Genomic DNA, 15,020 nt, shown 5'->3' with positions numbered 1-15,020 from the left:
TGCCTCACGGTCGCGGACCCGACTGCGACTGGGTCTGTGATGCGCCGCGAGGCCATGCCGGTACCGGCGTCACTTCATCGTCCGCCGACATGAACTGGCGATGGATCTCGTCGCCGAGCCGGACCAGTCGCGCCATCGCATCCTGCAACCAGGCCTCCAGCCCGCTCTCCACGATCTCGTCCAGGCGGGCGTACTGGACCTGGGCGGCGAGCGAACCGGCCTGCCGCACCACCTCCAGTCCGTCATGCCCCGCGAGCGACTGCAGGACCTCGTGCAGGCGCCCCACGCAGGTGCGCAGCGAGCGCGGGTTGCCGCCATTGAGCAGCATGAGCTCTGTGACGGTGACGGGGTTGACCGAGTCCCGATAGAGGCGGCGGTAGGTCTCGAAGGCCGACAGCGACTGCAGCAGGGCACTCCACTGGAAGTACTCGACCGCGTCGCGTACCTCGCGGCTTTCGGCCAGGTCGGCGTCGCTGCCGACCACGTCGAGCATCCGGATGGCCCAGTCCGCCCGTTCGATGAACGTCCCGAGGCGCAGGAAGTGATAGCCCTCGTCGCGACCGAGCGTGCCGATCATGACGCCGCGGAACGAGGCGGAGCAGTTCTTGATCCACTCCAGCACGCCGCTGATGCCCTCGTTGCGGATCCGGGCCGCGTCGATGCCGCGCATCTCCAGCCAGGTCGCGTTGAGGTCCTCGTACATCTCGGCGGTGATCGCCACCCGTTGTGCCCGTGCGTTCTCGCGCGCGGCATGGAAGGCGTGGTGGATCGACGAGGGGTTGTCGGGCGACAGCAGCAGGAAGTCGACCACGGTTTCCCCGTCGATCCGGTCGTGGCAGGACTCGAAGCGATCCGCCACCCCGAGCGCCTCCAGCGCCCGGCGCCAAGGCGCGGCCTGCGCCTTGCCGCGGTCCAGGCGCTCCGGCAGCATCGCGATGCGCTGGGTGACATCCAGCAGGCGGGCGGTGTTCTCGGCGCGCTCCATGTGGCGTGCCACCCAGTACAGGTCGTTGACGGTCCGGCACAGCATCAGCGGGTTCCTCCCGGAAGCGGCGCGTCGGTGTCGAGCACCCAGGTGTCCTTGGTGCCGCCGCCCTGCGACGAGTTCACCACCAGCGAGCCTTCGCGCAGCGCCACCCGTGTCAGGCCGCCAGGCATCACATGGATCTTCTCGCCCGAAAGGATGTAGGGGCGAAGGTCGATGTGGCGGGGCGCGAGCCCGCTCTCGGCGAAGGTGGGGCACGTCGACAGCGACAAGGTCGGCTGCCCGATGTAGTTGTCGGGATCGTCCAGGATGCGCTGCCGGAACGCCTCGATTTCCTCCCGGGTCGAGGCGGGGCCCACCAGCATCCCGTAGCCGCCGGCGCCGTGGACCTCCTTCACGACGAGCTCGGCGAGGTTGTCGAGCACGTACTGGCGCTCATCGGGATTGCGCAGCTGGTAGGTCGGTACGTTGTGCAGGATCGGCTCTTCGCTCAGGTAGAAGCGGATCATCTCCGGCACGAACGGGTAGACCGATTTGTCGTCGCCGACACCCGTGCCCGGCGCATTCGCCAGGGTGACGTGGCCGGCCCGGTAGGCATTGAAGAGGCCCGGCACGCCCAGCATTGATTCGGGGCGGAACACGTTCGGGTCGAGGTAGTCGTCGTTGATGCGGCGATAGATCACGTGCACGCGCTGGGGCCCGCGGGTGGTGCGCATGTAGACCATGTCGTCCCGCACGAACAGGTCCGCACCCTCCACCAGTTCCACCCCCATCTGCTGGGCCAGGAACGCATGCTCGAAGTACGCTGAATTCGCCGCTCCCGGCGTCAGTACCGCGACCACCGGGTTGTCGATGCCGACCGGGGCTGCCTGCCGGAGTATCTCGAGCAAGGCATCGGGATAGCGCTCGACGGGCGCGATCTGCTGGCGCGAGAACAGCTCCGGTATCAGCCGGGCCATCATCCGCCGGTTCTCGAGCATGTAGGACACGCCGGATGGCACGCGCAGGTTGTCTTCAAGCACGTAGTACTCGCCATCGCCGGCGCGGACCAGGTCGATCCCGGACACGTGGGAGTAGATGCCGCCCGGTACCTCCAGGCCCTGCATCTCCTTCCGGTATTCGCTGTTGCCCAGCACCAGGGCCTGCGGGACGCGTCCTTCCTTGAGGATGCGCTGCTCGCCGTAGACATCGTCCAGGAACAGGTTCAGTGCATGGACGCGCTGGCGCAGGCCGGCTTCAAGCATCCGCCACTCCGACGCGGGCAGGATGCGCGGCACGATGTCGAACGGGATCAGGCGCTCGTTGCCCGACTCTTCGCCATAGACGGAGAAGGTGATGCCGACGCGGGTGAAGGAGATCTCCGCCTCGCGCCGCTTGCCGGCAATGACGGCTTCGGGCGTGCCGCGTACCCAGTCGTCGAAGGCGTGATAGTGCGGCCGGACCTGGCCGTCCGCATCGTGCATCTCGTCAAAGCCGTCGGGCATGGCGTGCTCCGCGTCTGGATCGGGGAACGCAACGAACCGGGAGTCGGGGGAGGGCCGGAGGCGGCCGGGCACCTGCATCGCTGGAGGCGCCCGCGAGTCCGTCGCGAATCACCATCTAACACGAGCCAGCGGCAAGGCCACATGAAAACGGGCCGCACAGGGCGGCCCGTCGGCGCTCATGGACTCGCCGTTACGCGCTCCATGCCGGGTAGCGCAAGGCTCCGCGCCCAGGCTTCCGTACGCGCCGGAGGGTGCGCATCCGCGCACCGGAGATTACGTTGTTGGATTTTTTCGGAGCTGTATCCAAGCGCCCTCAAGGGTGACACCTAGCAGCGTGACGCAAGCCGTCAATCAGGCCATCTTCCCGCGGGGGTAGAAGTCCGCTCAATCGACGTTACCCGGGACGTCAGCGGGATACAGCCGAAGGCGGACCACTGCGTCCGAGCCGTGTGCAGCATGAGATCCAGACCGCGCCTCTTCGCCCCATCCTTCGAGACGAACCATCCTGTCCGGCAGGTTGGAGACCAGCAGGATGCCCTGGGCGTCGGTCACCCCTGAGAATTGCACTCGGTGGTCCGCTTCGAGGGCGACGCGAACCGTGACACCAGGAAGGGCATGGCCGTGCTCGTCCTCCGTTCGCACCTCAAGTACGTTATCCCCCGCCCAAAGCGATCGCTCTACCTCCAGCGGAAGGCCACCGCTGTCCTCCGCCCACAACGCAATTCGATTGGGCCCATTCACGAGGATGGTTCCAGAAACACGCACGACGGACTCAGAAACGCTGATTGCAGTGGCTGGCTGGGGCACGCCGTTCCGATACAGCTTGATAGAGCGCGGGTCTGGGTTGAAGGTGTCACCTGACAACCGGAACGAGAGCGTCGCACCAGTGGAATTGAAGGCGTAGGGATTTGCGCCCTCCAGCAGCACCGGAAAGGGGGAGAAGGGCCCTTCTACCTCGCTCTCATCGGGTGTCCCGACGGCTGCTCGCGATGACGCCAAATGGACGGGCAGCACCTGGGCGGCTTCGAGGCTATCCGATCTCGCCGCGGCCGGCGAGCGTGTGGGTCCGCTTTCGATTGCCGCGGTGGTGGGCGCAAACAGAATCGCAACCAGTAGAGCGTGGAATCGTGTCGTGGCGGTGCGTTCTGGCCACAGGTCCTTCATGTGTTCCTCCTTATGGTCGAGCGCACAACCGACCTGCTCGGAAAGGCATGCATCAACTCTCCTTGGCGTGCGGCAGCATCACCCTCCGGCATTCACTGGGCCGCCCCTGTAAGCCTTATCACATATCCACATGAAAACGGGCCGCACAGGGCGGCCCGTCGGGTATCGAAGTGGCAGGTGCGCTTACAGCTTCGCGGCCTTGCGTAGCTCTTCCGCCTTGTCGGTCTTCTCCCAGGAGAAGGCCGTGGCGACCTGCGTGTTGCCCGCGCCGTCGACGTAGCTGACTTCCTTCGGCTTGCGGCCGAAGTGGCCGTAGGCCGCGGTCTGCTGGTAGATCGGGTGGATCAGGTCGAGCATCTTCACGATGCCGTAGGGGCGCAGGTCGAAGTGCTTGCGGATCAGCTTCTCGATCTTGTCGTCGCTGATCCGGCCGGTGCCGAAGGTGGTGACGGAGATCGAGGTCGGCTCGGCGACGCCGATGGCGTAGCTCACCTGGACCTCGCACTTGTCGGCCAGGCCGGCGGCGACCACGTTCTTGGCGACGTAGCGCGCCGCGTAGGCCGCGGAACGGTCGACCTTCGACGGATCCTTGCCCGAGAACGCACCGCCGCCGTGGCGAGCCATGCCGCCGTAGGTGTCGACGATGATCTTGCGGCCGGTCAGGCCGCAGTCGCCCACCGGGCCGCCGATCACGAAGATGCCGGTCGGGTTGATGTGCACCTTGTTCTTCGGCAGCGCGTCGAGCCACTTCTTCGGCAGCACCGGCTTAAGGATATGCTCGCGCACCGCTTCGACCAGGTCCTTCTGCTTGATGCCCGGGTCGTGCTGGGTCGACAGCACGACGGCATCGAGGCCGACGATCTGGTTGGCGTTGTCGTAGCGCAGGGTGACCTGGCTCTTGGCGTCCGGGCGCAGCCACGACAGCGGGGAGTTCTTCTTCTTGCGGACCTTGGCCTGCTGCTCCACGAGGCGGTGGCTGTAGTAGATCGGCGCCGGCATGAACTCCGGGGCTTCGTTGCAGGCGTAGCCGAACATCAGGCCCTGGTCGCCCGCGCCCTGTTCCTCCGGCTTCTTCTGCTTCTTCGCGCTGCCGTCGACGCCCGCGGCGATGTCCGGCGACTGCTTGCCGAGCATGTTGATGATCGCGCAGGTGTGGCCGTCGAAGCCGACGTTGGAGTTGTCGTAGCCGATCTGGTTGATGACCTTGCGGGTCAGCTCCTCGATGTCCACCCACGCCGTCGTGGTGACCTCACCGGCGACGATCGCCGCGCCGGTCTTCACCAGCGTCTCGCAGGCCACGCGGGCGCGTTTGTCCTGCGCGAGGATCGCGTCGAGGACGGCATCGGAGATCTGGTCGGCGATCTTGTCCGGATGACCCTCGGACACGGATTCGGAGGTGAACAGGTAGCTGGACATCAGGTCTTTATCCTTTGATTCGGATAGAAGGATGGCCGGAAATGATACCGGACCGGCCGCCAGCGTGCATTGTGCCCGTTCCGGATGTTTCCTGCGGGTTAAGGATCCGGGCCCGGAATGTCACGCGACTGTCGCGGTGTCGCAACGCCACTGCCTTGGCCGGGCGGCACCATGCAGGTCCAACGGCCCGCCTGGGGATTGCGATGAGCACGCGACCGTTGTCCCGGATGCCCGAGCGCCACCGCACGGTCTTCATTTCGGACGTGCACCTGGGTTCGATGCATTGCCATGCCGCCGAACTGGCGGATTTCCTCCATCGACTGCGCTGCGATCGCCTTTACCTGGTCGGCGACATCGTCGACCTGTGGTGGATGGCACAGCGTCGCGCGGTCTGGAAGCAGGACCAGCACCGGGTGGTGGAGGCGCTGCATGCGCTGGCACGGGCCGGCACCGAGCTGGTGTACGTGCCTGGCAACCACGACCGTCCGATACGTCGCTTCTGCGGCTTGGTGCTGCCGCGCATGCAGGTCAGGCGGCGGGCGGTGCACGTGACCGCCGACGGCCGGCGGCTGCTGGTCATCCATGGCGACGACTACGACGGCAGCACGCAGTTCGGTGGCCTGCAGGAGCGGCTCGGCGACTGGCTGTACTACCGCATCCTCACCGGCAACCGCTGGGTCAACCGGCTCCGCCGGATGGCCGGCATGCGCTACTGGTCGATGGCTGAGTTCCTGAAGCGACGGAGCGGCGCGGCGGAGCGCTACATCGCGCGCTTCGTCCAGGCCGGGCTCGATGACGCTCGCCGGAGGGGCCTGGACGGCATCGTCTGCGGCCATATCCACCGGGCCGCACTGTTCGAGCGCGACGGCTGCATCTACGCGAACGACGGTGACTGGGTGGAGAGCCTGACCGCGCTGGCCGAAGCGCCGGATGGCAGCCTCAAGCTGCTGACCCATGCGGGCGAGACATTGGCCATACTGCCCGCGCGGCCGCTGCCGCCGAGACCCCTGGCACGGGCGGCCTGACGTCTTCGCCGGCCGCACGGGTGCGGGTAGCATGCGCGGATGGATTCGCTGACCCAGATCGTCCTTGGCGGTGCCCTCGCCGCTGCCATCGCGCCGGCTGGGCATCGCCGGGCCGCGTTGCTGGCGGGTGCCGCGCTCGGCACCCTGCCGGACCTCGACGTCCTGCCCATCAACCTGCTGACCGACGACCCGGTGCAACGGATGACCCTGCATCGCGGCCTCAGTCATTCGCTGCTGGTGCTGCCCTTCGTGGCCTGGGGGATATGGGCCTGGTGCAGGGGGCGCGGCGGACGCGTCGCCGAATCGCCGCGGCGGTGGTTCTGGGCCATGCAGGCGGCGTTGTGCACCCATCCCCTGCTGGATGCGTTCACGGTCTATGGCACGCAATTGCTGTGGCCGCTGCCGGTACGGCCGACGATGTGGTCCAGCGTGTTCATCGTCGATCCGCTGTACACGGTATGGCTGCTGTGCGCCTGTGTCATCGCGTGGTGGGCCCGGGCGCGACCCCTGGCACGGCAGGCATTGATGGCGGGCCTCGTCGTCAGCAGCCTGTACCTCGGTGCGTCCCTGCTGGCGAAGCACGCGGTCGAGGACGCCGCGAAGGCGGTACTGGCCGAACGTGGCCTGGAGGATGCGCCGCGGTTCTCGGTGCCGATGCCGTTCAACATCCTGCTGTGGCGGGTGGTGGTGATGACGCCCGAGGGCTTCCTCGAGGGCGAGCGATCGCTGGTCGCGGACCGTGCCCCGATGCGCTTCAGCGCGCATGCGTCGGATACGCGGGGGCTCCTCGCGGTCGCGGACTATCCCGCGGTGGCACGCCTGCGCTGGTTCAACCACGGCTTCATGAAGGCGGAGCAGCGCGACGGGAAACTGGTGTTGTCGGACCTGCGGATGGGCGCCGAGCCCGACTACACGTTCCGGTTCGCCGTTGCCACGAAGGATGCGGACACGTGGCGGGAAATCCCGCCGGAACAGATGGCATGGCCGTGGCAGGCGAGGCAGCGGCTGGCCTCCATGTGGACCCGCATCTGGAACGAGCCCGGCAGCCCGGCAGCGCCGGATGCGGTGCCGGCTTCGAGCCGGCCGGCACCGCACGGATGAGGGATCAGCCGGCCTCGCGCGCCGTACTGGACGGCGAGAGCTGTACGACGACCTCCTGGCCCTGGCGATCAACGAGCACCACGGGCTCGCCGTCCATCAGGCGCTGGTGCTTCTCGGCCCCGATGGCACGCGTGAACTGATCGAGCGAACGCTGGTAGGAATAGCGGTGCTCGGCGAAGGCGGTGCGGTTGCCGAGCACCATCTGCACCTTGCGTTCGCTCAATCCGGTGACATCCGACAAAGTGCCGACCGGATCGTCGTTGGCGGCGGCGGGGAAGGCCGCCATCGTGGCGAGCACGAGGGTAGCGAACTTGGCATGCATGGCAGTCTCCTTACGCCGGGATGCGGCAGCGGGGGTACTGCCGAGGGGGAGCATCCCGGCAGGGATATTCGGCCACGTCCAGCGGTGATGCACATGAGCCAAAGGCACGGGTGACTTCTGGCGCCATCGCCGGCGCGGTACCGCGGCTCAGGCGGCGGCCGACAGATCGAACGGCGCGCCGGCTTCCAGCGCATCGAAGTAATCGGCGGTCAGGCCGAGTTGCTCGCTGGCCGTTGCAGCGCGGTTGACCACGGCGCGGAACGCGTGGTTCTCGGGCCGATCCCGGGCGTACCAGCCCAGGTGCTTGCGGGCGATCCGGACACCGGCCTCTTCTCCATAGAAGGCATGGAGGTCGGCGAGATGTCCGAGCAGGACCTCGCGCACCTCCCGCAGGGTCGGTGCAGGCAGCGTCCTGCCGGTGGCGAGGTAGTGTGCGATCTCCCGGAAGATCCAGGGGCGGCCCTGGGCCGCACGGCCGACCAGCAGCGCATCGGCACCGGTGTGGCGGAGCACCTGCGCCGCCTTCTCGGGCGAGTCGATGTCGCCGTTGGCGAACACGGGGATGGACAGGGCCGCCTTGACCTCGGCGATGGTGTCGTACTCGGCGTTACCCCGGTACTGCTGGTCGCGCGTACGCCCGTGCACGGCGAGCGCGGCGATGCCGCTTGCCTCGGCGATGCGCGCGATCTCCAGTGCGTTCTTCCGGTCGGCGGCCCATCCGGTCCGGATCTTCAGGGTCACCGGCACGTCCACCGCACCGACCACCGCCGCCAGGATCCGGGCCACCAGGTCCGGTTCGCGCATCAGCGCCGAGCCCGCCCAGGCGTTGCAGACCTTCTTCGCCGGGCAGCCCATGTTGATGTCGATGATCTGGGCGCCCTGCGCGACGTTGTGGCGAGCGGCGTCCGCCATGGTCGCAGGCACCGTACCGGCGATCTGCACGCTGACCGGTGCGGGTTCACCCGCATGGTCCATGCGGTGCCGGGATTTGGCGGTGTGCCAGAAGCGCGGGTCCGAGGTGGTCATCTCCGACACGCACAGCCCCGCCCCCATGCGCTTGCACAGGATCCGGAAGGGCTTGTCGGTCACGCCCGCCATCGGCGCCAGGACGAGGCGCGGCGAGATCGCGTGCGGGCCGATTCGGAGGGTGTCGGCGGCCATGTCCGCCATTGTAGCGGTGGCGGACCCGGCGGCGCCGATCCGCAGCAGTGCGGCTTGGGGATCGGCCGGCAGAAAAGGCCCGGCACGGAGCCGGGCCAGGAGACGCCTGTCTTCGGGATCAGGCGGTCTTGTCGTTCAACAGCGCCGAGGGCGCGTGGACCATCACCGATTGGATGCCGTTGTCGCGGGCCGAGGGGCTGCTGTACAGCTGGCTTCGCCCGATGACCTGGCCGTTCGAGGCCTTGAGCGTGAAATAGGGGCGGTCGTCGGATGCGGTCAGGCGGTCGAAGTTGGTTTCCTGCTCGCTGTGCGTACGTACCGACTCCACGCCGTTCATGCAGGAGGCCTTGGCCGTGTACCCCTCGCTGGTGAGGATGACCTGGCCGTTGCCGGCGAGGAGGTTGAACTGGAACTCACCGTTGGTACGGGTCGTGATTTCGAACTTGCCGGCCATGCTCTGCCTCCCTGAAAGTGTGATCAACGCCCCATTTATGGGGTGGTGGGGGCAGATTATGTGAGTTTCTGTTAATTGGAGGTTAAGAAATACCTGTCAGCCGGCACAGGCGCCAAAGCGGCCGGCGACGTCGATCGCGAGGGGCATGGCAAGCGCGGCCCCGGGTGTTTCGGTGGCCAGTGAGGCGTATCGCACGGCCTGCAGCAACATGCCGCGGTCGACCGCGCGCTGGACGGCCAACGCGGCGGCGAGGGCCCCGTTGAAGGCGTCGCCCGCGCCGGTCGTGTCCACCGTGTGCACCCGGGGGGCGGAGACCCGCAATGGCGACCCGTCCACGGGGGAGAAGAACACGCCGGCCGCGCCCAGCGTGACCACGACATCACCGCGTGGCAGGAACCTGCGCGCGACGGCGTGGAGGGCGTCGTCGTCGAGGGTGGAAAGTGCGTCCGCCTCGACGTCGATGCCATGCCGCCGGGCCAGGTGGGCCGCGAGCTCCGTTTCGTTCGGCGTCGCGATGGACGTCGCCGCCCACAGCTCCTGGGGTATGTCGACGTTGGCAGGGGCGGGGTTCAGGACGGTGAGTCCCCCCTGCGCCCGGGCGCGCTCGAACGCGGACAGCACGGCGGCACAGGGGACCTCGCACTGGGCAAGCACGACTGCGGCATCGGCCAGCAGCTCCGCCCGTCCCTGCACGAAGCCGGCATCGAGCGCGTCGTTTGCACCCGGCCCGATCACAATGTGGTTGCGGCCCTCCCGGTCAACCTGGATCCCGGCGGTCCCGGTCGGTGCGTCCGACGGCTGTGCGTGCAGATGGATGCCCTCGTCGCGCGCGAGCATGCGCGCGAGTTGTCCCCCGAGGTCGTCGCCGAGCGCGCAGACGAAGTGGGTGGGCGCACCAGAGCGGGCCGCGGCGACGGCCTGGTTGAACCCCTTGCCGCCCGGGCCCGAGGTATAGCACCCCTGCAGCGTTTCGCCGGCCCGGGGCAGGGATTCGACACGCCACACGTGGTCCACGTTGAAGGAACCGACGACGACGACCGGGCCAGGCATGTTCCGTTCTCAGGCGAAGTGGGTAAGCACGCCGGCGATGGTCGCGGTCATCAGGGTCGCCACCGAGCCGCCCAGCACCGCCCGCAGGCCGAACTTCGCCAGGTCCTGCCGCCGCTCCGGCGCGATCCCGCCAATGCCGCCGATCTGGATGGCGATGGAGCTGAAATTGGCGAACCCGCACAGGGCGTAGGTCGCGATCAGCCGGCCCTGCGGCGTCAGGGTCACCCCCTCGGCGGTACCGTTCATGATCTCGCTGAGCTGCATGTACGCCACGAACTCATTGAGTACGACCTTGGTGCCGATCAGCCCACCCACCGTGGTCGCGTCTTCCCAGGGCACGCCCACGACCCACGCGATCGGCGCCAGGACGTAACCGAGCAGCGAGGAGAGGTTGGTGGGCCTGCCCAGCGCCGCTTCCAGCCCCGTCACCTGTCCCAGCCACTCCAGCGGAGCATTGATCAGTGCGATCAGGGCGATGAACGCGAGCAGCATCGCACCGACGTTCAGGGCCAGCCGGAGCCCATCCGATGCGCCCGCGGCAGCGGCGTCGATGACGTTCCGGGTGGTCTTCTCCATGTCCATGCGCACCGAACCCAGCGTCAGGGGCTTGCCGGTCTCGGGCACGAGGATCTTCGCGATCACCAGCGTCGCCGGCGCGGCCATGATGCTGGCGGTGATCAGGTGCTTGGCGTAGTACGCCTTCTGCACGGGATCGCCCCCGCCCAGCATCTGCACGTAGGCGGCCAGGACCCCGCCGGCAATCGTGGCCATGCCGCCGATCATCAGCGTCAGGAGCTCGGATTCGGTCATCCGGGCGATGTAGGGCTTCACCACCAGCGGCGCCTCGGTCTGGCCGATGAAGGCGTTTGCGCAGACCGAAAGTGTTTCCGCGCCCGACACCGGCATCACCCGGGTGATCGCCCATGCCATGCCCTGGACGATCCTCTGCATGACGCCGAGGTGGTAGAGCACGCTCATCAGGCTGGCGAAGAAGATGATGGTGGGCAGCACGTGGAACGCGATGACCATGCCGAAGCGGTCCAGGTCCATCAGGTTGCCGAAGATGAAGCGGGAGCCTTCGTTGGTGAAGCCGAGCACGGTGACGAACCCCTGGGAGAGGGCGTCGAACACGCGCGCGCCCCAGGGGGTCAGCAGCACGAAGCCGGCGATCAGCAGCTGCAGGCCAAGACCGATGCCGACCAGGCGCCAGTCGACCTGCCTCCGGTTTGCCGAGAACAACCAGGTGATCGCCAACAGCACGACGAGGCCGAACAGGCCGAATCCGACCCGGGAAAGGATATCCACTGCGTAGCCCCTGTTGGCGCGGTGAGGAAGGGTGTGGGCGCCAGACTAGTGCAGCGGCGCGAGCAGCGGCAAGCCGCGGCGGCGTTCAGGCCTCGCGTGCGACGACCCGGTCGCGGCCGGTCTGCTTGGCGCTGCGCAGGCGCTGGTCGGCCCGCCGCAGCAGTGCCGAAAGGGTGCGGCCGTCGTGCGGGTAGCTGGCCAGGCCGGCGCTGAAGCTGAGGTGCAGCGCGTCGCCGCCGCGCTCGGGGCGGTAGGGCTGGTCGCCGAGGATGCGGCGGATCGCATCGACCCGTTCCCAGGCCGTCCCGACCGGCTTGCGCAACACAAGTACGAACTCGTCGCCGCGCACTCGGGCCAGCCACTCGCCGCCGTCGATCATCTCGCCCAGTGCCGTTACCACGTGCCGGAGCACGCGGTCCGCCTCGGCGTGCCCCACTTCATCGTTCAGGCGCCGGAAGTGGTCCAGGTTGATGAGTGCCAGGGTGAGGCTGCTGCCGTCTTCGTCCGCCGATTCGAACAGCCGGGGGATGCGGTGGATCAGCCAGGTGCGGTTGGGTAGGCCGGTCAGGCCGTCGGTCCCCGACATCTGCACCAGCTGTTGCATGCGGTAGACGATCATCGAGGTGACCAGCGTCACCATCACCAGCAACAGCATCCGTTGCGCCTGGCTGCCCAGGGTGACGGTGCCGTAGTCGCTGGAGATCAGCTGCTCGGGCGAATCCACGTACAGGAAGGTCGCGGCGACGAGGCCGCCGTATTGCAGCAGGGCCAGGGTCCCGGCCATCAGCACCACGCGCCCGTCGTTGCGCAGTCCGGTCAGGAGGATGGCCAGTACGTAGCCGCACCAGACGATCAGGCTGTTGAGTCCGGCCGGGAGGTGCTGGCGTGCAAGCAAGAGGAGCACCAGCGTGGTGACGCTGACGTCGAAGGCGGTCGTCGCGAACGGCAGCCAGCGGAAGTTCCTGCGACGTCGCGAGAGCGCCAGCCAGACCTGGGCGAGCACGTTGATCAGGACGGCACCGGCGAGGCCGATCAGGTTCTCGTCGATCCGGCCGCCGCCCAGCAGGTTGACCAAAGGCAGCAGCAACAGGAGCACGGCCACGACCGCACGCAGCCGCGCGACCAGCACTTCGCCGCTCGCGCCGATCTCCAGCATGATCTCGTCGGGACGCGACGTCAGCGTCGTGACGATGGCCTTGAGTCCGCGGTCCGTTGCCAGCATGCGAGTTCCCGTCGTGAAGGCGAGAGGATAGCCGCTGCGGCCCTCAGGCCGTCAATGCGCGCCAGAGCGCCCAGGCGCCCAAGGCCAGGAACACCGCCGCGGCGGCCCGTCGCGCGGCCTTCAGGGGCAGGCGTGCGGAGAAACGGCTGCCCAGCACGACCACGGGCACGTTCGCCAGCATCATGCCCAGCGTGGTCCCCAGCACGACCTCCCAAAGGGGCGTGTACTTCGCCGCCAGCAGCACCGTGGCCACCTGGGTCTTGTCGCCGATCTCGGCGAGGAAGAACGCGATCGTCGTCGCGACGAAGGCGTTGCGTGCCGGGACCCGCTCGCCTTCGTCCAGCGTGTCGGGCTTCAACGTCCACGCGGCGACGGCCAGGAAGCTCACGGCGACGATCCATTGCAGCACGTCCGGGCGCAACCATGAGGCCGCCATGGCGCCAATCCAGGCGGCCGCGGCATGGTTGAGCAGCGTTGCCACCAAGATGCCCGCGACGATCGGCCAGGGCCGGCGGAAGCGGGCGGCAAGCATCAACGCCAGCAACTGCGTCTTGTCGCCGATCTCCGCCAACGCGACGGCGCCGGTGGACAGCAGGGTGGTGGAAAAGGGCAGGTCCATGTCGACTCCGGGGCCGGGCGTTCGCGATGCGCGAAGGCCGACGCCGCAACGCCCGGCCCGGGTACGCGCGACGCCTGCCTTCGGTCTTGCCCAACCGTCCCGGAGTGGGGAAAGCGGTCGCACGTGCCATGGCCGGCGGGCCAAGTATGTTGACGACGTGCCCGGCACCGTGCCGGCGGGCTACTCCCCGGAGGAAGAGCGCGCGAATTGTAGCGCGATGGAGCGGGCCACGCCCGATACACTGGGTCGACCCCCACCTGGACGTCCCCATGCACTACCGTCGCCTCGGCTCATCCGGCCTGCAGCTCTCCGCATTGTCGTTCGGCGCGTGGGTCACCTTCGGTGCGCAGGTCGGCCGCTCCACCGCCCGCGACCTGGTCGCCTGCGCCTGGGACCACGGCATCAACTTCTTCGACAACGCCGAGGGCTACGCCAACGGCGAGGCGGAGCGGGTGATGGGAGACGTGCTCGTCGACCTGAGGCTGCCCCGCGACGGGTTCTGCGTGTCGAGCAAGGTGTTCTTCGGCAGTGCAGCGGATCCCCGTCCGACCCAGCGTGGCCTGTCCCGCAAGCATGTGACCGATGCCTGCCATGCCGCGTTGAAGCGCCTGCGGGTGGATTACCTGGACCTCTACTACTGCCACCGCCCCGACCCGGACACCCCGATCAGCGAAACCGTGCTCGCCATGGACGCGCTGGTGCGGCAGGGCAAGGTGCTGTACTGGGGCACGTCGGAATGGTCGGTGGGCGAGATCCGCGAAGCCTGCCGCTTCGCCAAGGCCCATGGCCTGTACCTGCCGACGATGGAGCAGCCCCAGTACAACCTGCTGCACCGCGAGCGGGTGGAACTGGAATATGCGCCGCTCTACGGGGAGTACGGGCTGGGGACCACGACGTTCTCGCCACTCGCGTCGGGCCAGCTCAGCGGCAAGTACAACGCCGGCATTCCGGCCGGCTCCCGGCTGGCACGCGAGGAGACGGCCTGGCTGGGCGAGCAGCTCCGCGGCGAAGCAGGGGAGGCACGACTGGCCCGGATTCGCCGCTTCACCGCGGTGGCCGCGTCGCTCGACGTGCCCGCCGCGCCGCTCGCGATCGCCTGGTGCCTCCGCAACCCGCACGTGTCCAGCGTCATCCTCGGGGCCAGCCAGCCGGCGCAACTGCGGCAGAACCTGGAGGCGCTGGACCTGCTGGACCGGATGGACGAGCGGGGCTGGCAGCAGGTCAAGGCAGCGACGGCCTGAATACGCAGGAATCCGACACGAGTGGGTCCGGCTGGGGCGCATGAGTGAATAAGACTTGACGTGATAATGAGAATAATTATCATCTTCAGTTCACCCTGAACCGAGTCACGGTCATGTCCATGCGCACGTCATTCGCCGCACCGTCCGCTGCCGTCGATTTCCCGGCCCGTCCGATCCCGCCCAGGACGCCCTCGCTCACCGCCGTACCCAGCAGCGTGCCCCCGCGTGGCGCACTGCTCGACAGCGGCGCGCTGCTGCGGGGCAGTCGCGAAGTGCTCATCCGGCATGGCGGCGAGGTCTACCGCCTGCGCCACACGCGCAACGACAAGCTGATCCTGACCAAGTAAGCATCCCGCGCGGACGCGGACGTCCCGACTGTTCTCTCTCCCAAATTGCGTCGGGACCTCTCGCCAGGGAAGGCGTGCCTGCCGTCGGCCTGTGCCGGCGGCAGGCGATTTTTCGTGGGCGTCC

15 protein-coding genes are annotated in these 15,020 nt (G+C 67.9%); 4 read left to right on the top strand and 11 right to left on the bottom strand.

Features of this window, described 5'->3' with window-relative positions; genetic code table 11:
• Positions 1-4 precede the first annotated feature (4 nt).
• The 4 genes from H4F99_RS07005 to metK form a co-directional block, all read right to left on the bottom strand.
• Positions 5-1,030 carry an alpha-E domain-containing protein gene (locus tag H4F99_RS07005; RefSeq protein ID WP_182669012.1) on the bottom strand — a complete coding sequence of 342 codons (1,026 nt, stop codon included), beginning with the start codon at positions 1,028-1,030 and terminating at the stop codon, positions 5-7.
• Complete coding sequence (locus H4F99_RS07000; RefSeq protein ID WP_182669011.1) at positions 1,030-2,469, bottom strand: circularly permuted type 2 ATP-grasp protein; 1,440 nt, start codon at positions 2,467-2,469, stop codon at positions 1,030-1,032. Before H4F99_RS07000 ends, H4F99_RS07005 begins: the two co-directional genes overlap by 1 nt.
• 384 nt (positions 2,470-2,853) lie before the next feature.
• Positions 2,854-3,633: an Ig-like domain-containing protein gene (locus H4F99_RS06995; protein WP_182669010.1), complete on the bottom strand. Its 780-nt coding sequence runs from the start codon at positions 3,631-3,633 to the stop codon at positions 2,854-2,856.
• Between the two features lie 183 nt (positions 3,634-3,816).
• Positions 3,817-5,049 (bottom strand): methionine adenosyltransferase, encoded by a 1,233-nt coding sequence (metK, locus tag H4F99_RS06990; RefSeq protein ID WP_182669009.1) that lies wholly within the window; start codon positions 5,047-5,049, stop codon positions 3,817-3,819.
• 203 nt (positions 5,050-5,252) lie between these two features.
• On the opposite strand from metK, the gene H4F99_RS06985 reads away from it, so the two are divergent.
• Positions 5,253-6,074 (top strand): UDP-2,3-diacylglucosamine diphosphatase, encoded by an 822-nt coding sequence (locus tag H4F99_RS06985; protein WP_182669008.1) that lies wholly within the window; start codon positions 5,253-5,255, stop codon positions 6,072-6,074.
• A 39-nt stretch (positions 6,075-6,113) separates the two neighbouring features.
• Positions 6,114-7,175, top strand: a complete 1,062-nt coding sequence (locus H4F99_RS06980; protein ID WP_182669007.1) for a metal-dependent hydrolase — start codon at positions 6,114-6,116, stop codon at positions 7,173-7,175.
• A gap of 4 nt (positions 7,176-7,179) precedes the next feature.
• Here H4F99_RS06980 and H4F99_RS06975 read toward each other — a convergent pair whose 3' ends face one another.
• From H4F99_RS06975 to H4F99_RS06945, 7 genes are all read right to left on the bottom strand, one after another.
• The gene (locus tag H4F99_RS06975; protein WP_182669006.1) at positions 7,180-7,497 is read right to left on the bottom strand and encodes a hypothetical protein; all 318 of its coding nucleotides are present in this window, start codon (positions 7,495-7,497) and stop codon (positions 7,180-7,182) included.
• Positions 7,498-7,644: 147 nt separating this feature from the next.
• The gene (gene dusB / locus H4F99_RS06970) at positions 7,645-8,658 is read right to left on the bottom strand and encodes a tRNA dihydrouridine synthase DusB (RefSeq protein WP_182669005.1); all 1,014 of its coding nucleotides are present in this window, start codon (positions 8,656-8,658) and stop codon (positions 7,645-7,647) included.
• A 118-nt stretch (positions 8,659-8,776) separates the two neighbouring features.
• Complete coding sequence (locus H4F99_RS06965) at positions 8,777-9,112, bottom strand: YegP family protein (RefSeq protein ID WP_182669004.1); 336 nt, start codon at positions 9,110-9,112, stop codon at positions 8,777-8,779.
• 96 nt (positions 9,113-9,208) lie between these two features.
• Positions 9,209-10,162 (bottom strand): ribokinase, encoded by a 954-nt coding sequence (locus H4F99_RS06960; protein WP_182669003.1) that lies wholly within the window; start codon positions 10,160-10,162, stop codon positions 9,209-9,211.
• Positions 10,163-10,171: 9 nt separating this feature from the next.
• Positions 10,172-11,467: a nucleoside transporter C-terminal domain-containing protein gene (locus tag H4F99_RS06955; RefSeq protein ID WP_182669002.1), complete on the bottom strand. Its 1,296-nt coding sequence runs from the start codon at positions 11,465-11,467 to the stop codon at positions 10,172-10,174.
• 85 nt (positions 11,468-11,552) lie between these two features.
• Positions 11,553-12,689: a GGDEF domain-containing protein gene (locus tag H4F99_RS06950; RefSeq protein WP_182669001.1), complete on the bottom strand. Its 1,137-nt coding sequence runs from the start codon at positions 12,687-12,689 to the stop codon at positions 11,553-11,555.
• Between the two features lie 43 nt (positions 12,690-12,732).
• Positions 12,733-13,308, bottom strand: coding sequence for a TMEM165/GDT1 family protein (locus H4F99_RS06945; protein ID WP_182669000.1), 576 nt, complete (start codon positions 13,306-13,308; stop codon positions 12,733-12,735).
• A 269-nt stretch (positions 13,309-13,577) separates the two neighbouring features.
• Between H4F99_RS06945 and H4F99_RS06940 the strand changes: the two genes are divergently transcribed.
• Both H4F99_RS06940 and H4F99_RS06935 read left to right on the top strand, forming a co-directional pair.
• Positions 13,578-14,549, top strand: coding sequence for an aldo/keto reductase (locus H4F99_RS06940; protein WP_182668999.1), 972 nt, complete (start codon positions 13,578-13,580; stop codon positions 14,547-14,549).
• A gap of 119 nt (positions 14,550-14,668) precedes the next feature.
• Positions 14,669-14,896, top strand: a complete 228-nt coding sequence (locus tag H4F99_RS06935; protein WP_425488001.1) for a hemin uptake protein HemP — start codon at positions 14,669-14,671, stop codon at positions 14,894-14,896.
• Positions 14,897-15,020 lie beyond the last annotated feature (124 nt).

This window comes from Marilutibacter penaei (assembly GCF_014145395.1).
In the GTDB taxonomy this organism is placed as follows: domain Bacteria; phylum Pseudomonadota; class Gammaproteobacteria; order Xanthomonadales; family Xanthomonadaceae; genus Marilutibacter; species Marilutibacter penaei.
This window is presented reverse-complemented; position numbering and strand designations above follow the sequence as displayed.